Raw genomic sequence first — 21367 nt, 5'->3', positions numbered from 1 at the left:
AAGCTTGGATGCGCTGGCCGTGGTGCTGTTGCGCCGCACGGGTCGGATCGCGGTAACCGTCAAGAACCAGGCTCCGGCCGACGGGCCGGCCTGGATGGCCACCCTCGAAGCCGATCTGGCCGACCGGGGCTGGCTGATGCGCGACGACCTGCGGGTCGCGGTGTCCGGGCTACCCGTCACCGTCCGGGTCCGCTGGGCCGACTGGCTGCTGGCCACCGTGGACGAATTCGTCGGCGCGGACCGGCCGATGGTTCCGCTCTACCGATCGTTCCCGGACACGCCGCGCGACATCGAGGCGGTCTTCGTGCGCCGGCTGCTCACCCACCTGTTCGCGGTGCCGGGAGCGCCGTGCGTCCTGTGCGGACGGGCCGGCGGCGGTGCGCCGCTCGACCCGTGCGGGCATCCGGTCTGCCCGGCCTGTTTCCCGCCGGAGAGTTTCAGCGGCTGCCCGGTCTGCGGGCGGCGGCTGGCCGCGGCCGACCCGTACCTGACCATCGCCCTGCCGGACCCGCCGGCCGGTCCACCCCGGCGGGCGTCCACGGACTGGCGGGAGGAGGCCGGACTCGACGACCCCGGCCCGGACGTGCCGCCGATGCCGATGCGGGTCGCCGGGCTGGAGACCGACCCGGCCGGGGCCGCCGTCCGAGAACGCGATCTGCTCGTCGCGCGGACCACGGCGCTCGGCGAGGGTGACCGGGCGGACCTGAAGCTGCTGGTCACCGCGACCGCGGCCGGTCGGCTGGACTGGCTGCCCGAGGTCGTGCCGGCCCGGGAGACCCTGGCGCTGATCATCGCGTGGGCGTTGCACGCGACCGCGCTCATGCCCACCTATCCGGCCGTGGTGGACGCGGCTCGGCGCCGGTGGGGAACGGCGACCGACGCGGCGCGGACGTTGTGGGCGTACTCCGGCGGCGATCCGGGACTGGTCCTGGAGTCTCCGGCACCGCGACCAGTCGGCGAACCCACCGCGGTCAAGCCGGTGACCCGGGTGCGGGCGCTGCCGCGCCCGTTGCGGCGGGCGGTGCTCGACCACCTCGACGGGTGCGGCGTGGTGAACGCGGCCGAGGACATGCGCCGTCATGAGGCGGTGTGGAAGCGGCTCGGGGAGCGGCTGCATCCGTACGAGAACGTCGCCCGTCATCCGTCGGCGGCGGTCGCCTTCGCGGCCCTGCGTGGCACCCGGACCCCGAGGGACAGCGCCCTCGGCGCGGCCGTCGTGGCCGCCTGCACCACCTCACCGCGGCATCTCGAACTCGTCGAACACGACGACGACCGGGTCTCGGTGCGGTTGCACACTCACGCGGCGCTGGTGGAACGCGCCTTCGCGGACGGCGACGTGATCGGGGCGGCCCGGCTGCTCGGCGAGCGTCCCGGCGACCTGTGGCGGCGCCTCGATCACCTGTTGAGGGCGGCCGAGGACGACCCTGACACGCGGGCCGCCGGAGACCACCTGGACACGCGGGCGGCGATCCTTGCGGTGGCCGAACGGGCCGCGGCGCGGGTGGCGCCCGCAGTCCTGGCGACGGCCGCAGCCGAGCTGGCCGGCCGGGCCACGACGGTGCCGGCCACCGCCGAGCAACTGGCCGCGCTCATGGTGGTGAAGAAGGCCGAACGTGCGCCGACCGGCAACCCCGCCAGCGTCGGGCCGCCGCTCACCAGCCCCCTGCGGGACGCGCTGGAGGCCGCCGCGCCGGGACTGCCCGCCGCTCTGCGCGACCTGCTCAATCCGCCGCCGGGAGAACGGGACACCGAGCCGGCCGAAGGCGGGACGACCGTTCGCCGAGAGCCGCCCGGACCCGACGTCCCGCGGCGCATCTTCTTCCCGCGCGGCGGCGTGGTGACCTCCTGGACCGAGCCGGAACACCGCACCCCACTGCCGCCGGACCCGATCGCCGCCGTCCGCCGCCTGGTCGACGGCGAGCTGACCGCCCGCGCGGCCCGGCATCACCGGTTCGACGTGGCGGTGCTCGACGCCGCCCTGACCGACGCCCCGGCCCCGATGCGGGAACGCGCCTCCTCCTCACAGCTGGCCGGCTGGCCGCGGGGCAGTGTCCGGGCGCTGCCCGACGCCGAGGTGCTGCGCCTGTTCCTGCACTGGGAGGAGCCCGAGAACGTCCGGGTCGACCTGGATCTGTCCTGTGTCTTCTTCGACCGCGACTGGCGGCGGGTCGGGCACTGCGACTTCAGCCAGTTGCGGTTCGGCGACGGCGCGGCCAACCACTCCGGCGATCTGACCTCGGCCCCCGCGCCGCTGGGCGCGACCGAGTACCTGGACCTGCACCCGGACCGGCTCGCGGCCGAGGGCGTTCACTACATCGTCCCGATGGTGCTGAGCTTCAACGCGATCCCGTTCGAGAATCTCCCGCAGGCGTTCGCCGGGGTGATGTTGCCGCTCGCCGACGGCCGGCAGTTCGACCGCTCGCGGGTGCCGCAACGCTTCGACCTGCACGGTAACGCCCGGATGATGCTGCCGATGGTGGTCGATCTGAGCACCCGGCGGCTGCTCTGGACCGACCTGACGCTCACCGGCACCGGGACCGGCCACAGTGTCGGCCGGCACGGCGACCAGCTGGCCCGGGCGGCGGCCGACCAGTGGGACCACTTCCTCGGCGGCCGTCGGGCGACCGTGCTGGACCTGATGGCCTGGCATGCCGCCGGCCGCTGCGATCGCGTGCTGATCGGCCACGCCGACGGCACGTTCACCGAGGTCCCGGCCGAGGTCGAGGCGATCCGCGCGGCGGGCGCCGAGAAGACCGGGCCGATCGCGTCCCGGCCCGATCTGAGCGGCCGGGTGGTGCTGGCCGGCGTGGTCGACGCGCGGTCGGTGAACGGGGTGCCGGTCGCCGCCGATTCGATCGCCCTCGCTGTCACCGGCGACCTGGGCCCACCGTGGACGGCCCTCAGCGCCGGCGATCTGATGGCCGGGCTGGCCCCGCGCTGACCTCAGCCGTCGAGCAGGGCGGAGAGGAGCGCCTCCGGCGTCTCCAGCTGCGGCAGATGACCGCTGGCGGGCAGCACGGTCAGCCGCGCCTTCGGGATCGCGGTCGCGAACGCCTGCGCGTGGGCGACGTCGACCACCCGGTCACTCGCGCCCCAGATCACGTGCACCGGCACGTCGACCGCCCGCAGCCGCTCCAGCAGGGTCGGATCGGACATGCCCGGCCCGGTGTAGGCGGCCAGCGCCTGCAGGTCCGGGCTCGGCCCGGTGCCACCCGCGGCCGGCGGAACCGGGGCCCGGCTCGGGTCGTGCCAGGCGTGCGCGGCCAGCTCGGCCGGTGTCATCGCACCGACGTCGGCCACCGGGTGCCCCGGCACCTCGATCCCGACCGCGTCGACGAGCACCGCCGCCCCGATCGTGGGGCCGCCGAGCAGTGCCATCTCCGCGGCCACCCAGCCGCCGAACGAGTTGCCGACCACCGTCACGTTCTCGGCGTCCAGCCCGTCCACGTAGAAGCGAGCCAGGTCACGCACGGTCCGCAGCGACTCGGGACGCTCGGTCCCGCCGAATCCGGGATGGGTCGGCAGCAGCACTCGCGCCCCGGTCCGCCCGGCCAGCAGATCCGCGAACCCGGCCATGGTCCGGCGCCCGCCACCACCGTGCAACAGCAAGAAGGTTTCCATGTCAGGAACCTTAGATAAGGAAGCTTATATACGCAACCTGAGATTTTCGCGTACGGTGTTCCCGTGCCCTACGAACCCGCCGCCGTCGCCCTGGCCGTCAAGCGCCTCCAGCACCGTCACCACCGAGCGCTCACCGCCGCCCTGGCGCCGCTCGGGTTGTCCCTGCCGCAGTGGGACACGCTGCGCCACCTGCACCGCAACCCGGACGCGTCCCTGCACGACCTGGCGCTGCTCACGTTCCAGACCGATCAGTCGTTCGGGTCCCTGGCCGCCCGGATCGTCGACCGCGGCCTGATCGAGCGGGTTCCCGGCCCCGGCCGGGCCGTGAAGCACCGGCTCACGGCCGAGGGCGAGCGCCTGCGCGCGGCCGGCCAGGCGCTGGCCGACGAGGTGGTCGCCCGCTCGTTCGGCGCCCTGACGGCGGCTCAGATCGACGAGCTGGGTGCCCTGCTGGAGGCCGTACTGGAAAGCGATTGATGCCCTAGCAGAAGTGCGCTGAACGCGGTCCCGAGCAGAACGAACAGCCCGGTGTCGCCGGCCAGGTACTCGTTGACGACGGTCGGGTGGGTCGTGCTGATCAGGTAGGTCCCGGCCCACGCGAACGTCGCGTTGTGCGCGAAGTGCCCGAGCACGGCCGGCCACAGGCTGCCCGAGCGCAGCCGCAGCCGCCCGAAGAGCACCGAGAAGGCGAGCACGCTGCCGGCGAACAGGGCGAGGTTCCCGTTGTGGTGATAGAAGGGCGTGAGCAGGATGTACGGCAGGTGCCAGGCCACCCAGACCACGCCGCCGACCAGCAACGCCCACCCCTCCCCGAGCCAGAGCAGCCGGGGCAGCAGGTATCCGCGCCACCCGATCTCCTCCGCGAACGCCAGGATCGGCCCGGTCACGCACAGCGCCAGCCCGTCGGTCAGCCAGGCGCCGCCCGGCACGACGAATCGCGCCAGCCCGCACCCGACGACGGCGACGGTGGCCAGCAGGCTCACCCCGGCCGTGGCGGTGAGGGCGACCGGCCAGTCCCGCAGTCCGAGCCGGCCCATCCCGAGACTCCCCCAGCGGTCCCGTGTCACCAGCATCATCACGACGGTCACGAGCAGCGGCGACACGGCCAGGACGAGCCCGCCGAGCACCCGCGCGGTCGCCAGCGAGACGCCCAGCACCAGCACGATGAACGTCAGCGCCGCGGCGCGGTCGGAGAGTCGGATCACCCGATCAGTCTTCGCAACCGGACACTCGCCGCCATCTATCGAAAGTAGGAGAACCGCCGTCCCGGATCGGCCGCGCGACGGAGGCCGTGGCTAGCGGATCGGGACCGGCGCCGGCGCTTTCACCTCGCCCAGGCGCAGCAGCGTGGTCAGCCGCCGTGCGCCGACCCGGGTCAGTGCCCGCAGGACGTCCTGCAGCTCACGGCTGTCGGCCGCCGCGATGTGCAGCAGCACGTCCTCCGGGCCGGAGATCGCGTCGGCCCGCAGCACCGCCGGGATCCCGGCCACCGCGGCGGCGAACCGCGCGTCGCCCGCGTCCGAGTGCTGTTCCAGACTGACCAGCACGAACGCCTCCACCCGGGTGCCGGTCCGCTCGGGGTCGACGAGGGCCCGCACCCCGGTGATCACCCCGTCGGCGCGCAGCCGCTGCACCCGGCGCAGCGTCGCCGCCGGCGACATGCCGACCTGCCGGGCGAGTTCGACGTTGGGCAGGTCGCCCTGCTCCTGCAGAAGTTCGAGGATTTTGCAATCTTTGTCATCTATACCGGCCACAAGCTGATGATAGTTGTGCCGCGGACCCTCGTGACCTACCGGAAGTTGTCATTCGCTGAGAACCGGCCGCACCCTGGGCGGCATGTTCAGGAACAGGCAGGAGTTGGCTCTCGTCGTGGTCACCGCATTCTGGGGTGCCACGTTCCTCACCGTGCAGCACGGTCTCGCGATGACCGGTCCGTGGACGTTCGTCGCCCTGCGGTTCGCGATCGCGGCGCTCGCCCTGGCCGCGCTCGCACCCCGTGCGCTGCGCGGTCTCACCGGGCGTGAGCTGGGCGTCGGCGCGCTGGTCGGGCTGATGCTGGCCGGCGGTTACGGGTTGCAGACGGTCGGCCTGCAGTCGATCCCGAGTTCCACCTCGGCGTTCCTCACCGCGATGTACGTTCCGCTGGTCCCGCTGCTGCAGTGGGCGTGGACGCGGCGTTCACCGAGCGCGGGCGCGTGGGCCGGCATCGTCTGCGCGTTCGGCGGCCTGCTGCTGCTCACCGGCGCCACCGCGTCCGGCCTGCATCTGGGCGGTGGGGAGATCGCCACGATCGTCAGCACGGTCGCCATCGCCGCCGAGATCCTGCTGATCGGCCGCTTCGCCGGCACGGTCGACGCGCGCCGGGTGACGATCGTCCAACTCGCGGTCTGTGCCCTGGTCGCGGCCGGGATCGCCCCGATCTCGGGCGAGTCGGTGCCGGCGTTCTCGTGGCCGCTGCTGGCCATCGCCGGCGGTCTCGGCGTCGCCAGCGCGGTCATCCAGATGACGATGAACTGGGCCCAGCGTTCGGTCTCCCCGACCCGCGCCACGATCATCTACGCGGCCGAGCCGGTCTGGGCCGCCCTGGTCGGCCGGCTCGCCGGTGAGAATCTCGGCCTGGCGGCCCTCACCGGTGGCGCGCTGATCGTCGTCGCGGTGCTCGTCTCCGAGATCAAGACCAAGCAGAACCCCATTTCCGCGTACGGCGGTGAGGTCGCTCCACCGATCGGTTGACCGCCCGTCTCCACCCCGCACCCGGCGGATCGGGCGATCCGCGCAGGACGCCCCGATCGGCAGGCTGAATCCCGTGAACGCCGCGCCGGGCCCGCGACACCACCGTGGCGACGGCTAGATTGTGGCGCCGGGGGTGAGGACGACAGATGCAGAGTTGGCAGGCCGGTGGACCGGCAAGCTGGGAGCCGCGGCTCCGACCCCTGGTCACCGTGGTGCCGTACGTGCTGCTGGCCGGCCTGACCGGGTTCACCGTGATCGTCGAGCACGGGCACGGGATCGCCCCCGACCTGCTGCTCGGCGCGCTCGCCGCGGGGTGGAACCTGGTGTTCTTCACCGTGCGGCCGGCCTGGCGCGAGCGGCCCCGGATCATGGAGGTGTTCCTGGCCGGGCTGATCGTTCTCGGACTGATCCTGGCCTTCCGGCACCCGTGGTTCGGTTTCTACACCCCGGCGCTGTACTTCTACGCCTTCCGGGTCATCGGCTGGCCGCGTGAGCTGTTCTTCATCGCCGGGGCCGCGCTGGTCGCCGCCACCGCCCAGGCCACCGGGTCCGACTACGGGACCTGGGTGGGCCGGTTCACCTGGCTGGCCGTGGCCGCGGCCAACGTCGTGCCGATGTGCCTGCTCGCCTGGCTCGGCCAGGTCGGCGCCCGCTACTACGAGGCCCGGGAGGCCGCGCTGCGCGAGTCCCGGGAGGCCAACGCCCGGCTGGCCGCCGCCCTGGCCGAGAACGCGGCCCTGCAGAACCGACTGGTCGAGCAGGCCCGCCTGGCCGGGGTGCTGGACGAGCGCGGCCGGATGGCCCGGGAGATCCACGACACCATCGCTCAGGGGCTGACCGGGATCGTCACCCAGTTGCAGGCGGCCGGGCATGCCGCCGACGACCCGGCCGCGTGGCGCCGGCATCACGAGGCGGCGACCGCGCTGGCCCGGGAGAGCCTGACCGAGGCCCGGCGTTCGGTGAACGAGCTGCGGCCCGAGCCCCTGGACGGCGGGCGGCTGGCCGACGCGATCACCGACACGGCGGCCCGGTGGTCGGCCCGGCAGGGCATTCCGGCGCAGGTGACGATCACCGGCGAGGCCCGGGTGATGCGCCCCGAGGCCGAGGTGGCGCTGCTCCGGACCGCCCAGGAGGCCCTGGCCAATGTGGCCAAGCACGCGGCCGGGGCCGGCCGGGTCGGGCTGACCCTGTCCTACATGGACCGGCAGGTGGCCCTCGACGTGCGCGACGACGGTCCCGGCTTCGACCTGGCCGAGCTCACCGCCGGGTTCGGCCTGGTCGCGATGCGCCAGCGGATCGAGGCGCTGTCCGGAACCCTGCAGATCGAATCCGAGCCGGGCGGCGGGACCGGGATCTCGGCCTGCCTGCCCACCGAACCTCCGGAGGTACACCCGTGACCGGCCCGATCAAACTTCTGATCGTCGACGACCACCCGGTGGTGCGGGACGGGCTGAGCGCGATGTTCGCCCGCGACCCCGAGTTCACCGTGGTCGGCGAGGCGTCCGACGGGGCCGAGGCGGTCCGGATGGCCGTGACGCTCGTACCCGACGTGATCCTGATGGATCTGCGGATGGCCGGGATGGACGGGGTGACCGCGATCGGCGAGCTGTCCCGGCGCGAGGTGCCGGCCCGGGTGCTGGTGCTGACCACGTACGACACCGACAGTCACGTGCTGCCGGCGATCGAGGCCGGGGCCACCGGCTACCTGCTCAAGGACGCGCCGCGCGAGGAGTTGCTGCGGGCGGTGCGGTCGGCCGCCCGGGGCGAGGTGACGCTCGCGCCGTCGGTGGCGGCCCGGCTGATGAGCCGGTTGCGGGCGCCGGCGCCGACGACCGGGCCGCTCAGCCAGCGTGAGCTGGAGGTGTTGCGGCTGGTCGCCGGCGGGAACACGAACCGGGAGGCGGCGGCCCGGCTGTTCATCACCGAGGCGACGGTGAAGACGCACCTGATCAACATCTACGCGAAGCTGGACGTGAAGGACCGGGCCGCCGCGGTCGCCGAGGGCTACAACCGGGGCCTGCTAGGCGCGTGAGACCTGGCCCGAGACGTCGCCGTGGGCACTGCGGACCCAGTCCTTCTGGGCCAGTTTGAAGTGCAGCTCGTGCAGGCGGGCGGTCCGGCGCCGGTCGTCGGCCGGTCGCACGTGCGCGGCGAGGACCGCGAGCGGGGAGTCGTCGTCGAGGTCCTGCGGGCTCGGGCAGCGGCCCTCCTGGCGGGCCCGGCGCAGCCCGCCCTGCGCGGCCAGCACCGTGAGCGGCTCGGCCCCCAGTTCGCGCCGCAGATAGTCCACGTCGACCTCGTCGACCACCTTGTTGCCGGCGAAGACCAGCAGGTCGGCGACTCCGGCGGCGGTGGCCAGCTCGCGATAGCGGCGGGCCACCGTGGTCGACTCCGGGGTCGGCTCGGCGACCACCACGATGGCGTCGAACTGGGCGTGCAGCGAGTTGGCGAACGCGTCGGTGCCGGCCACCATGTCGCAGACCACCCAGTCGTCGTCCCCGGTCCGCAGGTGCGAGAGCAGGTTCTCCAGGATGGCCAGGTGGCCGTGGTAGCACCCGCCGCCGATGTCCTCGGGCTCGTAGGTGCCGACGTGCATGACGTGCGTGCGCTCGTCCAGCGCGACCGCGTGCCCGGCCAGGACCGGGTCGGCCGCGTCGAGGGTGACCAGCCGTGACCCGGGGCCCGGCGGGGTGGTGGCGACGAACCGGTCCACGCCGCCGACCAGGGCGTTCGTGCCCATCAGGTGACGGCGCACGGCGATGGCGTTGTCCGGGTGCGACAGCGCCGCGTCCCGGTCCGCGGTGACGCCGAGCAGCGGTGCGAGGTGCACGTTGACGTCCGCGTCGATCGCCAGGACACGGCGGCCGGTCGCCCGGAGATGCCCGACGAACAGCGCGGCGAGGGTGCTCTTCCCACTGCCACCCTTGCCAGTGAAAGCGATTTTCATTACCAGGACGGTAGAGACACGTCACCGCCCTCGCAAGCGGAACACGCTAATCCGGCGATGAAAATCGTTTCCAGTACGATGACAGGTGGGCCGGACACGACAGAACCCGGGTCGCGCTGATCGCCGCGTCCCGGGTTCGCCCGCTGTGGCCGTACCCAATAAGGGTCTTGATCTTGCTCTGGCCGACGTCAGTCGGTCTCGGCCCGGTCGAGCTGGGCGTTCCACCAGGCGGTCTCGTCGACCGACTCCGGGTCGCGGTGTTCGAGCTCGGAGTACATGTCGGCGACGAAACGCTCGCCGATCTCCTCGGTCGGCTCGGGGCGCTCCCAGAAGCGGGTCAGGAAGATGCCCAGGAAGTAGACGAACAGGGCCGGGTGCGAGTTGATGAACTGGTCGAACTCCGGGTCGGCGGCCAGGTAGACGACCCGGTCGGTGGCCGGGTCGACGCCGAACCGGTACTTGTCGCTGGTGCTCACCAGCAGCGGCAGGTAGGGCCGGCCGGCGTGCTCGACCGGCGTGCCGAGCCGCTCGTCACGGACCGGGACCATGTCGCGGAACTTCACCGTGGGCAGGCCCACCGTGGTCAGGAAGTCGCGCGCCGACTCGGACAGGTCGGGGCTGAGCAGCCCCGGGTCGACCGGCTGGATCCGATCACCCCAGACCGCCCGGATCTCGTCCTCGGTGACCCGCTGCCGCCAGTTCACTTCCGTAGCCGCCACGCCGCCATCCTCTCAGCCGAACTCCCGTTTGACCCGGATCCGACACAGTGTCCTGCCCGGAAGTAGGAGGTTCAACCAGGAACGGGCGGAAAGATCGTTCAGGGCGTGATCGCGGCGGCGAACGTGATCGACCCGGTGTGGTACTCGATCGGGTCGACGTACAACTGGAACGTGCCGGTCGTGGCCAGCTTGACCGAGCTCGATCCGTTGCTGACACCGGTGGCGATCGTGATGCCGTCCGGGCGTTTCAGCGACCAGTAGACGTAGCAGCAGCCGAACCCGGTGCTCGCGTTGGTCGCGGTGATCGCGATCGTCTGCCCGGACGTGCCGGCCATCGTCAGGTAGCCGTTCTGCCCGACGCTGCTCAAGGTGACCGTCTTGGTCACGCCGTCGGTGGTCAGCGCGCCCAGGTTGGTGTCGGCGGGCACGGTCCACGCCCCGACCGTGACCGATCCGGTACGGATGTCGGCCGGGTCGAACCGCACCTGATACGTGCCGGTCGACGGCAGCGTGGTCGCGTCCAGGTAGTCGTTGCCGACCCGGGTCCAGCCCAGCTGCGAGCCGTCCGGGGCGTACAGACCCCAGTAGAGGTAGCAGCAGCCGAACGCCGCCGACGCATTCGTGGTCTGGATCGCCACCCGCTGACCGGCCGTCCCGGCGAACGTGGCGTAGCCGTTCTGCCCGGCGTTGCTGATCGTCACGTTCTTGGTCGTGCCGTCGAGCACCAGCGCCCCCGCGTTGGTGTCGGCGACCGCGCTGAACGCGGCGAACGTGATCGACCCGGTGCGCGTGTCGGCCGGGTCCAGCCGCACCTGATACGTGCCGGTCGACGGCAGCGTGGTCGCGTCCAGGTAGTCGTTGCCGACCTTGGTCGAGCCGACCTTGGTGCCGTCCGGGGCGTACAGGCCCCACAGCACGTAGCAGCAGCCGAACGCCGCCGACGCGTTCGTGGTCTGGATCGCCACGCGCTGACCGGCCGTGCCGGCGAACGTCAGATACCCGTTCTGGCCGGGGTTGCTGATCGACACGGTCTGGTTGGTGCCGTCCAGGGCCAGGACGCCCAGGTTGACGTCGGTGGAGGCGGCGTAGGCGGCGACGGTGACCGATCCCGTACGGGTGTCGGCCGGATCCAGCCGCACCTGGTAGGTCCCGGTCGACGGCAGCGTCACCGCGTCCAGGTAGTCGTTGCCGACCTTGCTCGCGCCGACCTGCGAACCGTCCGCGGCGTACAGCCCCCAGGTGATGTAGCAGCAGGTGAACGAGTTCGGATCGGTCACCTGCAGGGCCACCCGCTGCCCGGCCGTCCCGGCGAAGGTCAGGTAGCCGTTCTGCCCGGGCGTGCTGATCGCGACCGTCTTGGCCGTGCCGTCCAGGGGCAGCACCCCGAGGTTGGCGTCGGCCGCGACGATCCACGCGTTGAGCGTTATCGACCCGGTCCGGAAGTCGTTCGGGTCCAGGCGCAGCTGATACGTGCCGTCCTTGGGCAGGGTCGTCGGATCGAGCAGGTTGTTCCCGTACTTCTTCGACCCGACCAGGTTGCCGTCCGAACCGTAGATCCCCCAGCTGATCTCGCAGCACCCGAACCCGGTCCCGCCGTTGCTCGCCTGCACCGAGACGCGCTGCCCGGCCGTGCCCGCGAACGTCAGGTAGCCGTTCTGGCCGGGCGTGCTGAGCGCGACCGTCTTCGCGGTGTTGTCCAGCGGCAGCGCGCCCAGGTTGGCGTCGGTCACCGACCAGACACCGACATCCACGGTTCCCGCGGTCGTCGAGGTGTTCTTCAGTACGAGCGTGCGCGCCCCGGCCACCCCGGTCGCGGCCACGGTCTCGATCCAGCCGGTACTCCCCCAGCACGACGCGGTGCCCGAGTTCGACAGCTTGGTGTCGTAGAGCCGCAGATCGTAGGCGCACAGGCTGGGCGAGGCGTTCTCGGCGGTGACCGAGAACCGGTCGGTGTCGGTGCCGTCGAACAGCCGCATCACGGCCTTGCCGGCCGGCACGCTCAGCGTGGTCCTGGTGCCGACGGTGAGCCGGCCGGTGCCGCTGACATCGGCCACGGCCGTGCCGGACGGCACCACGAACAGGTCGGCCGAGCTGGTCGCGGTCCCCCCGGGCGTGGTCACGGTGATCTTGCCGCCGCCGGCGCCGGCCGGGACGACCACGGTCAGGCTGGTCGACGTCTTCCCCATCACGGTCGCGGCTACGCCGTTGATCAGAACCGTGTTGGTGTCCGTGTCCGGGTTGGTGACCTGCAGCGTCACCGGGTCACCGACGGCCGCCGTGGTCGGCGTGAACGACGTGACGACGGGCGCCGCGGCCCAGGCCGGCGCCGCCCCGGCCATCGCGAACACGACGGCGGTCACGATCGTAAACACTCCGCGGCGCATGGCCTGCCCCCGTTGGAATCAGCCGAATTCAAGGCTTTCCGACCGTAGCCGAATTCGACTCGCCTTTCCGGGTTTCCGCTGCTCGCGGCCGGTCAGGCGCGGGTGAGGTCCGCCGCGGTCGGGGCCATCACGATCCGTGGGTGACGGGCCGGGTTCAGCCATCTCAGCAGGGCGGCGACGTTCGACCGGCTGACCGAGACACACCCGGCGGTCGAACCCTTGCCACTGGCGTGCAGGAACACCGCCGAGCCGCGGCCCACGTGGGAAGGGGTGCTGGTCACGTACTCGCCGCGCTTGGCATCCCAATGCACCCCGGCCGGCCGATTGAAGTCGATCACGGCGGCGTAGGCGTACTGCGTCGGATACGCGGCCAGGCGCTCGGCCTCGGAGACCCGCCACGTACGGTTCTTCGAGGCCGACGGCTCGAAGACGTTGTAGGTCCGCGGATCGCGCCGGTCACCGACCCAGTAGTCGTTGCCGTCGACCTTCCGGTACGGCAACTTCGTCCCCGGATCGGCTCGCACCCCGAACGCCTGCGTGATCGTGAACGTGCCGCCCGGCGTCAAACCCTTGTCCTGAACGCGGCGCGACGCCCAGGCCCAGCCGCCGTACCCGGTCCGGGCCGGCATCGCCGCGAACACCTGCTTCCACTTGCCGTCGGCGCCGCGCTGGTAGGCCCGCAGGGTCGCCCCGGTCGACTTCCAGCCGTGCCCGGTCACCACGATCAGCTGCTGAGCGTTACCGACATGCTTGAGCCCGGCCGGCAGCGACGCGGCGGCCGGCGCCGCGGGCACCACGACGACGACGGCCACCAGGGCGATCACTGCGGCTAGCCTGCGCACAGCACCCAGCCTGGCCGCCCGCCCCGGTCGTGTCCATCCCCCGCTCATGCGAGATCCGAGGTCTGCCGCAGCGAGAACGGGGGCGCGGAGTCGCTCAGCGGTTCCACGTCACCGCCCGGCTCGGCGGCGTAGGCGTGACCGCCCTGGACGTAGAAGGTCAGCCACGGATGGAGCGACAACTCCTCGCGCGCCTGACCGATCCAGCCCTGCGTCAGGGACCACCGCGCCAGCCAGTTCGGCACGACCGTGATCAGCTCGTACATGGCGTCGTCGAGAATCATCGTGCGCAGGAACAGGCCGAGCGAGCCCGGCCGATTCGGGTACGGCGCCTGGGCGATCAACGACCGGACGCCGCCGCCCGGCAGACGATCGTCCGGTTCGGCGACCAGGCACGAGCCGTCCAACTCCAGTTCGGATTCTTTCGGCGGCCGGTCGGTGAGGCCGAGGTAGAAGCGGAGCTCGTCCAGGAACGAGGCGGGCGCGTCCGGGCGCAGGCGCAGCGACAGCGTCCACTCGTAGTGCAGGCTCACCGGCGTTCTCCTAGGACCGGGTGAACCAGGTGGCGGTGGCGACCGTGTGGAAGCCCAGGGTTTCGTAGAGCGGCCGGCCCGCATCGGTTGCCACCAGGGTGAAGGCGCGATCCGGGTGGGCCTCGAAGGCGGCGTTCAGGATGGCCCGGCCCAGGCCGCGGGAGCGGAACTCCGGGAGGGTGGCCAGCCAGTAGAGGCCGACCGTCGCGCCGTCGTCGACGGTGTAGGCGGCCGCGGCGGGTTCGCCGTCGGAGTACGCGAGCCAGAAACGCCAGCCGGGCCGGGTCAGCAGCCGCGGGGGCAGGGCGTGACCGCGGACGACCGGCTGCAGCAGCGGGAACGGGAAGCCGTCGATCATCACGCGCTCGGCCACGGCCAAATCGTCCTCCCCGGTGACGCGGACGACGCCGGGGCGTGGAGGCTGTGCCGGCGGGCCGGGCGGGCGGACCATCACCGGCATGCGCATCACCGTGGCCGACGGGGCGTGCTCGTCCGTGTCGAAGACGTTCTCGACGGTCACCCGGTGGCCGGGCGGGACGCTCGCCAGCAGCGGGCCGACGGGGATCGGGCGGCGCAGCACGATCCGGGTGCCCGCGGGAAGTTCCGCACGGATGTGGTCGCCGTGGTCGCGGGCGGTCGGCGTGAACCCGGACAGCGCGGCCGCGGCGTTGGTGACGTACACGTCGGGGCTGTTGATGATCACGGCGTGACTCTAATGCCGTACGAAAAAAATGATTTGACGGCGCCGATAATCTGATCCTCCGTGCTTGCGTGAGGCGGGAGGGGCTCTGTCCCTCTCGACCCAGGAGCCTTCGATGCGCCGGGCACCCGCCCTGTCTTTCCTGCTCATCACCGTTTTCATCGACATGCTCGGGCTCGGCCTGGTCGTGCCGATCCTGCCCGCCCTGCTGACCTCGGTCACCGCGAACGCCGCGCTGTGGTCGGGGCTGCTCGGCACCGTGTTCGGCCTGCTCCAGTTCGTCGCCGCCCCGCTGCTCGGGCGGCTCTCCGACCGCTACGGGCGTCGCCCGGTCCTGCTGGTCTCGCTCGGCGTTCTCGGCGTGGATTGGCTGGCGCACGCCGTGACGTCCGGCCCGTGGCCGCTTCTGATCGTGCACGCGCTCGCCGGGGCATGCGCCGGCACGAACACTGTCGTCAATGCGTACATCGGGGATGTCTGCCGACCCGAAGAGCGATCCCGCGCGTACGGGATGATCGGGTCGGCCTTCGGTCTGGGCTTCGTGGCCGGTCCCCTGATCGGTGGCCTGCTCGGCGCCGTGGACGTCCGGCTGCCGTTCCTGGTCGCGGCCGGGCTGTCGTTCGCGAACGTGACCTACGGCTGGCTGATCCTGCCGGAGTCGCGGCCCGGGGACGGCACGACACCGCTGAGTCTGCGACTGGCCAACCCGTTCACCGCGATCGCCACGCTGTTCCGGCGGGCCGGCCTGGGACGGCTGGCGCACGCCCGCCTGCACGCCGACCTGGCCCGGATGATCCACCAGTCGACCTGGGCGTTCTTCCTCACCTACCGGTTCGCCTGGGGAACCGCGCACGTCGGGGCCGTGATCGCGGCGGGCGCCGTGGCCATCGCGGTGTTCCAGGCCCGAGCGGTCGGTCCGGTGGTCCGCCGGCTCGGCGAGAAACCGGCCGCGCTGGTCGGCACGATGATCGGCGCGATCGCGTTCCTGGGCACGGCGTTCGTCACCGTTGCGTGGGCCCTCTACGCGCTGCAGGTCCTGGCCGTCGTTTCCTCGGTGGGCGCCACGGCCGCGAGCGGGTGGATCTCCCGGAGCATCGGCGCCGACGAGCAGGGCACCGTGCAGGGCGCCCTGACCAGCCTTTCCGCGGTCGCCGAGATGGTGGTCCCGCTGGCCGCGGGCGCCGCTTTCACCTGGGCCCTGACCCATGGCTCCCCCGGCCTGGTCTATCTAGGGTCGGCGGCCTTCACCGTGGCGTCGGCGTTGCTCCTGGCGACAGCAGGGCCCGGATCGCCGCGTGATAGGTCGCCTGCACCGACGGGATCGAGTCGATCCTGATCCGTTCGTCGGTGGCGTGCAGCCCCTCGTAGACGACGCCGAAGCCGGCCGTGGCCGGGATGCCACGGCCGGCCAGGTAGTTGCCGATGTTCGACGGGCCGGCCACCTTCGGGGTCACGGCGAGCCCCTGACCTGCGGCGGCGTCCAGGATCGCGCGGCGCAGCGGCGAGTCGGGGGCCAGCTCGTAGGCGGGCCAGGTCGTGACCGGCTCGATCGTCGTCGCCGCGGTTCCGGGCCACCGCCGATCGACGTCCGCCACCGCCTCCCGGATCAGGGTTTCCGCGGTGGCGGCGTCGAACTCGGCGGTCGTCCGCACGTCCACGTTCAGCGTGCACAGATCGGGCGTGACCGAAAAACCCGATCCGCCGTCGACCGCGGTGACGGTGATTTTGCCGCCACCGGTCGGCGCACCGGCCAGGGCCTGGATGATCGCGGCCGCTTTCACGACCGCGTTCGGTGTGGACGCCCGGGCGCCGGAGTGCGACGAAATGCCGTACGCGCCAATCTTTGTTCGATGAACGCCACGCCCGCCGATCACCAGGTGGTCCCGCCCGGGATATCCGATGATCACGCCGTCGGGCTTCTCCCGATTCTCGAAGTACGATTTCGCCCCGCCGAAATTGCCGGTGTGCTCGTCCAGGTCGAACAGCAGCGTGACCGTCCCGTGCAGGCTTTCCCGCTCGGCGGCGAGTCGCACGGCGAGATGGCAGAAGATGGCCACCCCCGACTTCGAATCGGCGCTGCCCCGCCCGTGGAGCCAGCCGTTCTCGACGATGGCGCTGGTCGGCGCGTGACGCCATCGACTTTCGTCGCCGAAGGGCGCGGTGTCGAGACAGGCGTCCAGCACATAGTGCGGGCCGTCGTGCTGTCCGATCACGTCACACACGAGCGCGACCGCGTTTCCGGATTCATCGGTCAGCACCGAGGACGGCAAACCGTGCCCGGCGAGCCATTCATCAAGAAAGGAGACGATTATTCCGTACGGATCGAGGCCGCCCCGGCTCGGAATGGCGACCAACCGCCGGGTCAGCTCCAGCACCGAGCCCGCGTCGTCGCCCACACGGCCGACTCTACGCTGTGGACATGATCGATCCCGCTGCCGCGATCCGCATCGCCCGTCCGAGCCGCGACCTGGCCGCCGCCGAACGTTTCTACGCCGACGGCCTCGGCCTGCACGTCCTGTACCGGGGCGAGGCCCACGCACCGGGCGAGCACGACCTGATCATGCTCGGCCGGCCCGGCGCGAACTGGCATCTGGAACTGGTCGGCGGTCCGAATCTGATCAGCGCACCGACCCCGACCGCCGAAGACCTGCTGGTCATCTACCTCGCCGGGCCGATCGACGAGGCCCTGATCGCCCGGCTCGTCGAGGCCGGCGGCCGGCGGGTCGAGCAGAGCGAGTACTGGGATCGCTGGGGTGTGACGGTCGCCGACCCGGACGGCTACCGGCTGGTCCTGTCCACCCGTAGCTGGTCCAACGGCTGACGCGCGAGCAGCGCGAACGCGTTCGGCAGGCGCCCCCGGAACGCGGCCGCATCGACCTCACCCATGCGCCAGAACGGTTCCGCGAACTCCTCCAGGTGCCGGATCTCCAGGCCGGCCCGGATCAGCGCGGTGACCGTCCGGCCGAGCGTCCACTGCCACATCACCGCGCCGTACGCCGGGTAGCTGTCGTCCGGGCACACGAACGAGCGGCCGAAATAGCTGCGGTCCGGGCGGATCCGCGGCTCGTCCACATCCCAGGTCCACAACTCGCCGGCCGGATGGCCCTCGTAGAGGAACAGGTGCCCGCCCGGGCGCAGGAGCCGGGCCATCTCGGCCGCCCAGGCGTCGATGTCGGACATCCAGATCAGGGCGCCCTTGCCGGTGTAGACGAGGTCGGCGCACCCGTCGGCCAGCGGGACCCCCGGAACCGAGCCGAGCACATACCGGCAGGCCACACCGAGCCGGTCGGCCCGGCTCTGCGCGTCCCGGACCGTGACCGCGCTGTAGTCGACACCGATCACCTCGCGGGCGCCGGCACCGATCAGGGCGATGTCGTCCTGGCCGTTACCGCTCTGCGGATGGACCACGCGGGGTTCCGTCGCCAGGATGTCGCGCAGCAGCTCGCGTTCGTCGGCCAGCAGCGGGTCGCCGGTGACGGCCACGGCCAGGATCTCGTCCGAGGTCTGGAACTGCGTCCGGTAGGCCTGATCCCAGGCGTCGCGGTTGGCCAGAGTCGTCTCATCCATGCCTGAAATCTGTCCGGTCGCCGGCCGCCCGGCAACCGAATTCAGGCCGCCGGCCATCGGCGCTCGACCGCCCGATCCCGGTCGGCTCCGTGGTGATGCGCCGTCACCGGCGCGTCGGGGTCACCAGGGCACGCTCCGGTAGTCCTTGAGGAAGCGGCCGCTGATCGGGTCGCCGCGTTCGGCCGCGAGGATCGGGTGGTAGACGCGGGCGGCGCCGTCGATCACGTCGAGCGGTGGACGGAAACCGGCGGCGCGCAGGTCCCGTTTGTGCGGGTGCGGGCGTTCGTCGGTGACCCAGCCGGTGTCGACGGCGTTCATCAGGATGCCGTCGCGGGCGTAGTCGGCGGCCGACGTGCGGACCAGCATGTTCAGCGAGGCCTTGGCCATGTTGGTGTGCGGATGCCGGACCGTCTTGTAGCGGCGGGAGAAGCTGCCCTCCATGGCCGAGACCTGCACGACGTGCCGCAGCCGGGGTGGGCCGGCGGTGAGCAGCGGGCGCAGGCGGGAGGTGAGCAGGAACGGGGCGAAAGCGTTGACGACGTGGGCGGAGAGCCACTCGTGCGGGGTGACGTCGCCGTCGCGCATGGTCCAGGAGTTGGCCGGGCGCAGGTCGAGCTGCTGTCCGGTTTCGTCGACGAGGCCGGGCGGGAAGAAGCCCGCCGGGAAGTGGCCGCCCGGACCCGCCGGGAGGTTGTCGGCCGGACCCGCCGGGAGCTCGGCCCGGCCGGTGGCCGGTGTGAGGCTCGCGGTCCGGCCCTTCGGCGGGGCCGCCTCCCCGTCGAGCAGCTCACGGTAGTAGGCGGGCGGGCGGTACAACGTCTGGGCGGCGTTGTTGACCAGGATGTCCAGGCTGCTGAAGTGCCGGCCGGCGAAGGCCACGAACTCGTGGACGGCGGTCAGGTCGAGCAGGTCGAGGCCGTAGACGTGAAGCCGCGGCGACCACTGCGGGAAGTCCGGCAGATCGCCGAAGAGCCGGGCCGCCGCCTGCGGAAACCGGGTGGTCACGACGACGTCGGCGCCGTCGCGCAGCAGCTTCAGGGCCAGCCGGAAGCCGATCTTCACCCGGGCGCCGGTCACGATCGCCGTGCGACCGCTCAGGTCGGCCCGCGCCTCCCGCCATGTCCGATTCTCATCGGCGCAGGCGGGGCACATCAGGTGGTAGTCGGCGTCCACCTCGCGGTAGTCGCCCTTGCATACGTAGCAGAGCCGCGACCGCCGCAGCATCCCCGGCGAAGCCTTCGGCCCCGCTATGGAGACCGGCTTCGGCCCAGCCCCGGCGACCGGCTTCGGCCCGGCCTCGGAAATCGGCGAGGCATCCCGCCCGGCTGCGGAAACGGGCGTGACCGGCGGGATCTCGGTGTGGAAGCGGGTCGCCGCGGACAGCAGCTCCCGATCCGCGGCCCGCGTCTCGGCCGTGCGGCGCGCCTTGGCCCGCTGCTTGATCCGCCGGGCCGCGCCCTTCACGGCCAGCTCCAGCACCAGCCGGTCCCCCGCGCCGAGCTCCGGGTCGTCGAGCCGATCCAGAACGGTCAGGCAGACCTTCAGCTCCGACTGATCCATTCCGGTCAGCTCCTCTTCCGTTTCCGGGTCGTCGCCAGCACTTCCCGCGCGGTCTGCCCCTGGGCGTCCTGGATGCTCGCCCGCGCACCGGCCGCGATCAGCGCCGCCATCGTGTCCTCGGCCCCGGACTGGGCGGCCACGTGCAACGGCGTCTGCCCGTCGCGGTCCTGCTCGTCCAGCGGGAGACCGCCGGCCAGCAGAACCGGCAGTACCCGCCGGTGATCGACGTGCCCGACCCAGTGCAGCAACGACCGCCCCCGCCGGTCCCGCAGGCGCGGATCGAAACCGGCCTCCAGGTCGGCCAGCAGCCCGTCGGTGTCCCCGTGGAATGCACGACCGAACAGGTCCTGCCGATGCCGGCGGATCTCCTTCGGCACCCGACCGATCCCGGTCAGGAACGCCTCGGCCGCCGCCGCGCACCCGCCGGCCGCCTCGCCGTGATACGGCGTCGACACGCTCGCGCCGATCCCCTCGACCACGTGCCAGTCCGCACCGCAGCGCACCCGATATGCCCCATAAGGGTCATGCGGGAGCGGCTGCCAGTCCTGGACGCGGTCCGGGAACAGCGCCTCGTGGACCAGCGGATGCAGCTGATCAGGGGTCAGCACACCCCAGCGCAACAGCGCGGCGTCCCGGGGCGCGGCGATCCCGAACCCGGCCGGGCCCTTCTGATCCCACGAGCGAGGCCACTCCCAGGAGACCACGGCGCCGGCGTGGCCCGAGCGCAGCGCGTCGTCGCCCAAGCGCAGGCCGTCGCCCTTCGTGCGGAGACTGTCGCCCTCCGTGCGCAGGTCGAGGCCTCCCCAGTTCAACGCCGGGAAGATCCGCGCCTCGGGCCCGTAGCGGTGCGCCAGCCGGCGTGCCTCGGCGGCCAGCAGCGGCAGCCGGTCCTGCATCCGGATCAGCGCCAGCGTGAACCACTCGCGCTGACCCCGGCGCTCCACCTCCAGCCCCGCTGACCGATACAGATCAGTGATGCGATCCCGGCCGACCGGAGCCAGCAGCCGTTCGAACTCCGCGGCCCGATCCTCATCGACAGAATCCACAAGCCCTTGCGCGTACGGCGTTCCGTCCGCGAAGTGCCACGGCAGCCGCGCCGCGCTCGCCCCGTACGCCAAGCGCCGCTCCTGAACCGCGTCGGCGTGCCAGGCCCACGGCGGGAGGTCCAGCCACGTGCCGTCCAGGTCGCCCGCCGCGGCCACGCGCAGGTCCAGCCGTTGCGCGGCGTCCTCGCCGACCGGAAGCGTGACGACCAGCACCGGCGTCGACGTGCGGAACGGCTCGGCCGAACGGGAGAGCACCACCCGTACGCCGGGATGAAGCCTTTGATTGTCGTCGCGGGGCAGATGACGGCGCAGGAAGTCGGGCGCGAAACCGGCCAGATCGGACTCCACCGTTGTCGCCTGCTCAGCGCCGATGTGGACGTCCACGGCCGCGGCGACGCAGGCGGCCCGCCAGTCCCCGGCCCGCCGCGCGGCCGTGGCCCGCACGATCATGCCGGCCGGCGAGGCGTGGTCCATCGTCCGCGCATACCGATCGCGGCTGCGCCGCCGTTCCAGATCCACCGTTCCCACCCTCCCCGAAGGTGGCGAACCGACCGGATTCGAACCGGCGTCCTCCGCCCTGACAAGGCGGCGCGACGACCTCTGCGCTACGGCCCGCCGGGACGCAGTGTAGTGATCGTCTTCGCCCTCCCAACAGCGCATTTCCCGCGGCTCGATCCCCGGCGTGCCGGCTCGCGGGCGGTGGAGTCTTCGCCTCGCT

The 21367-nt window shown here is 72.0% G+C and carries 20 protein-coding genes and 1 tRNA gene; 7 read left to right on the top strand and 14 right to left on the bottom strand.

Features of this window, described 5'->3' with window-relative positions:
- Positions 1-4: 4 nt before the first annotated feature.
- On the top strand, positions 5-2941 hold the full coding sequence (locus ACSHV8_RS15115) for an MXAN_6230/SCO0854 family RING domain-containing protein (RefSeq protein WP_436533457.1): 2937 nt from the start codon (positions 5-7) through the stop codon (positions 2939-2941).
- Positions 2942-2943: 2 nt separating this feature from the next.
- On the opposite strand, the gene ACSHV8_RS15110 is transcribed toward ACSHV8_RS15115, so the two are convergent.
- Complete coding sequence (locus ACSHV8_RS15110; RefSeq protein ID WP_436533455.1) at positions 2944-3621, bottom strand: alpha/beta fold hydrolase; 678 nt, start codon at positions 3619-3621, stop codon at positions 2944-2946.
- A gap of 63 nt (positions 3622-3684) precedes the next feature.
- Here ACSHV8_RS15110 and ACSHV8_RS15105 point away from each other — a divergent pair, with 63 nt between their 5' ends.
- Positions 3685-4098 (top strand): MarR family winged helix-turn-helix transcriptional regulator, encoded by a 414-nt coding sequence (locus tag ACSHV8_RS15105; RefSeq protein WP_436533453.1) that lies wholly within the window; start codon positions 3685-3687, stop codon positions 4096-4098.
- Here the strand turns inward: ACSHV8_RS15105 and ACSHV8_RS15100 are convergent.
- Positions 4047-4826 (bottom strand): CPBP family intramembrane glutamic endopeptidase, encoded by a 780-nt coding sequence (locus tag ACSHV8_RS15100; RefSeq protein ID WP_436533451.1) that lies wholly within the window; start codon positions 4824-4826, stop codon positions 4047-4049. The two genes, ACSHV8_RS15105 and ACSHV8_RS15100, sit on opposite strands and share 52 nt — an antisense overlap.
- Positions 4827-4916: 90 nt before the next feature.
- Positions 4917-5375, bottom strand: a complete 459-nt coding sequence (locus ACSHV8_RS15095; protein WP_436533450.1) for an Lrp/AsnC family transcriptional regulator — start codon at positions 5373-5375, stop codon at positions 4917-4919.
- A gap of 82 nt (positions 5376-5457) precedes the next feature.
- On the opposite strand from ACSHV8_RS15095, the gene ACSHV8_RS15090 reads away from it, so the two are divergent.
- From ACSHV8_RS15090 to ACSHV8_RS15080, 3 genes are all read left to right on the top strand, one after another.
- A complete protein-coding gene (locus tag ACSHV8_RS15090) occupies positions 5458-6354 on the top strand; it encodes a DMT family transporter (RefSeq protein WP_436533448.1) in 897 nt (298 codons plus the stop codon).
- A gap of 146 nt (positions 6355-6500) precedes the next feature.
- Positions 6501-7751 (top strand): sensor histidine kinase, encoded by a 1251-nt coding sequence (locus ACSHV8_RS15085; protein ID WP_436533446.1) that lies wholly within the window; start codon positions 6501-6503, stop codon positions 7749-7751.
- Complete coding sequence (locus ACSHV8_RS15080; RefSeq protein ID WP_436533444.1) at positions 7748-8386, top strand: response regulator; 639 nt, start codon at positions 7748-7750, stop codon at positions 8384-8386. The genes ACSHV8_RS15085 and ACSHV8_RS15080 overlap by 4 nt, the downstream gene beginning before the upstream one ends.
- On the opposite strand, the gene ACSHV8_RS15075 is transcribed toward ACSHV8_RS15080, so the two are convergent.
- The 6 genes from ACSHV8_RS15075 to ACSHV8_RS15050 all read right to left on the bottom strand — a co-directional run bounded on the left by ACSHV8_RS15075 (position 8375) and on the right by ACSHV8_RS15050 (position 14479).
- Positions 8375-9301 carry an ATP-binding protein gene (locus ACSHV8_RS15075; protein ID WP_436533442.1) on the bottom strand — a complete coding sequence of 309 codons (927 nt, stop codon included), beginning with the start codon at positions 9299-9301 and terminating at the stop codon, positions 8375-8377. The two genes, ACSHV8_RS15080 and ACSHV8_RS15075, sit on opposite strands and share 12 nt — an antisense overlap.
- A gap of 188 nt (positions 9302-9489) precedes the next feature.
- Complete coding sequence (locus ACSHV8_RS15070; protein ID WP_436533440.1) at positions 9490-10020, bottom strand: SUKH-4 family immunity protein; 531 nt, start codon at positions 10018-10020, stop codon at positions 9490-9492.
- Positions 10021-10118: 98 nt separating this feature from the next.
- The gene (locus ACSHV8_RS15065) at positions 10119-12380 is read right to left on the bottom strand and encodes an IPT/TIG domain-containing protein (RefSeq protein ID WP_436533438.1); all 2262 of its coding nucleotides are present in this window, start codon (positions 12378-12380) and stop codon (positions 10119-10121) included.
- A 116-nt stretch (positions 12381-12496) separates the two neighbouring features.
- On the bottom strand, positions 12497-13228 hold the full coding sequence (locus ACSHV8_RS15060) for a L,D-transpeptidase family protein (RefSeq protein ID WP_436533436.1): 732 nt from the start codon (positions 13226-13228) through the stop codon (positions 12497-12499).
- A gap of 62 nt (positions 13229-13290) precedes the next feature.
- Positions 13291-13776, bottom strand: coding sequence for a hypothetical protein (locus ACSHV8_RS15055; RefSeq protein ID WP_436533434.1), 486 nt, complete (start codon positions 13774-13776; stop codon positions 13291-13293).
- 10 nt (positions 13777-13786) lie between these two features.
- Positions 13787-14479, bottom strand: a complete 693-nt coding sequence (locus ACSHV8_RS15050) for a GNAT family N-acetyltransferase (protein ID WP_436533432.1) — start codon at positions 14477-14479, stop codon at positions 13787-13789.
- Between the two features lie 112 nt (positions 14480-14591).
- On the opposite strand from ACSHV8_RS15050, the gene ACSHV8_RS15045 reads away from it, so the two are divergent.
- Positions 14592-15812, top strand: coding sequence for an MFS transporter (locus tag ACSHV8_RS15045; protein ID WP_436533430.1), 1221 nt, complete (start codon positions 14592-14594; stop codon positions 15810-15812).
- Here the strand turns inward: ACSHV8_RS15045 and ACSHV8_RS15040 are convergent.
- Positions 15721-16872 carry a M20 family metallopeptidase gene (locus ACSHV8_RS15040; RefSeq protein ID WP_436533428.1) on the bottom strand — a complete coding sequence of 384 codons (1152 nt, stop codon included), beginning with the start codon at positions 16870-16872 and terminating at the stop codon, positions 15721-15723. The genes ACSHV8_RS15045 and ACSHV8_RS15040 overlap by 92 nt on opposite strands.
- 23 nt (positions 16873-16895) lie before the next feature.
- Here ACSHV8_RS15040 and ACSHV8_RS15035 point away from each other — a divergent pair, with 23 nt between their 5' ends.
- Entirely contained in the window at positions 16896-17297 is a 402-nt protein-coding gene (locus ACSHV8_RS15035) for a VOC family protein (RefSeq protein ID WP_436533426.1), read from the top strand.
- On the opposite strand, the gene ACSHV8_RS15030 is transcribed toward ACSHV8_RS15035, so the two are convergent.
- From ACSHV8_RS15030 to ACSHV8_RS15015, 4 genes are all read right to left on the bottom strand, one after another.
- Positions 17255-18043 (bottom strand): class I SAM-dependent methyltransferase, encoded by a 789-nt coding sequence (locus ACSHV8_RS15030; RefSeq protein WP_436533424.1) that lies wholly within the window; start codon positions 18041-18043, stop codon positions 17255-17257. The two genes, ACSHV8_RS15035 and ACSHV8_RS15030, sit on opposite strands and share 43 nt — an antisense overlap.
- A gap of 120 nt (positions 18044-18163) precedes the next feature.
- Positions 18164-19603, bottom strand: a complete 1440-nt coding sequence (locus ACSHV8_RS15025; protein WP_436533422.1) for an SDR family NAD(P)-dependent oxidoreductase — start codon at positions 19601-19603, stop codon at positions 18164-18166.
- 5 nt (positions 19604-19608) lie between these two features.
- Positions 19609-21168 carry an ankyrin repeat domain-containing protein gene (locus ACSHV8_RS15020; RefSeq protein ID WP_436533421.1) on the bottom strand — a complete coding sequence of 520 codons (1560 nt, stop codon included), beginning with the start codon at positions 21166-21168 and terminating at the stop codon, positions 19609-19611.
- Positions 21169-21191: 23 nt separating this feature from the next.
- Positions 21192-21264: transfer RNA gene (locus ACSHV8_RS15015), tRNA-Asp, on the bottom strand.
- Between the last annotated feature and the right edge of the window lie 103 nt (positions 21265-21367).

It is taken from the genome of Actinoplanes sp. HUAS TT8 (genome assembly GCF_051380535.1).
Taxonomy (GTDB): Bacteria; Actinomycetota; Actinomycetes; order Mycobacteriales; family Micromonosporaceae; genus Actinoplanes.
Note: the sequence above shows the minus strand (reverse complement) of the source record. Positions and strands in the feature narration are given on the sequence as shown.

Excerpts from the sequence above, each read along its gene's own strand:
- ACSHV8_RS15110 (WP_436533455.1), bottom strand. The coding sequence starts at position 3,621 with ATGGAAACCTTCTTGCTGTTGCACGGTGGTGGCGGGCGCCGGACCATG.
- ACSHV8_RS15025 (WP_436533422.1), bottom strand. The coding sequence starts at position 19,603 with ATGGATCAGTCGGAGCTGAAGGTCTGCCTGACCGTTCTGGATCGGCTC.
- ACSHV8_RS15035 (WP_436533426.1), top strand. The coding sequence starts at position 16,896 with ATGATCGATCCCGCTGCCGCGATCCGCATCGCCCGTCCGAGCCGCGAC.
- ACSHV8_RS15030 (WP_436533424.1), bottom strand. The coding sequence starts at position 18,043 with ATGGATGAGACGACTCTGGCCAACCGCGACGCCTGGGATCAGGCCTAC.
- ACSHV8_RS15045 (WP_436533430.1), top strand. The coding sequence starts at position 14,592 with ATGCGCCGGGCACCCGCCCTGTCTTTCCTGCTCATCACCGTTTTCATC.
- ACSHV8_RS15090 (WP_436533448.1), top strand. The coding sequence starts at position 5,458 with ATGTTCAGGAACAGGCAGGAGTTGGCTCTCGTCGTGGTCACCGCATTC.
- ACSHV8_RS15085 (WP_436533446.1), top strand. The coding sequence starts at position 6,501 with ATGCAGAGTTGGCAGGCCGGTGGACCGGCAAGCTGGGAGCCGCGGCTC.
- ACSHV8_RS15075 (WP_436533442.1), bottom strand. The coding sequence starts at position 9,301 with ATGAAAATCGCTTTCACTGGCAAGGGTGGCAGTGGGAAGAGCACCCTC.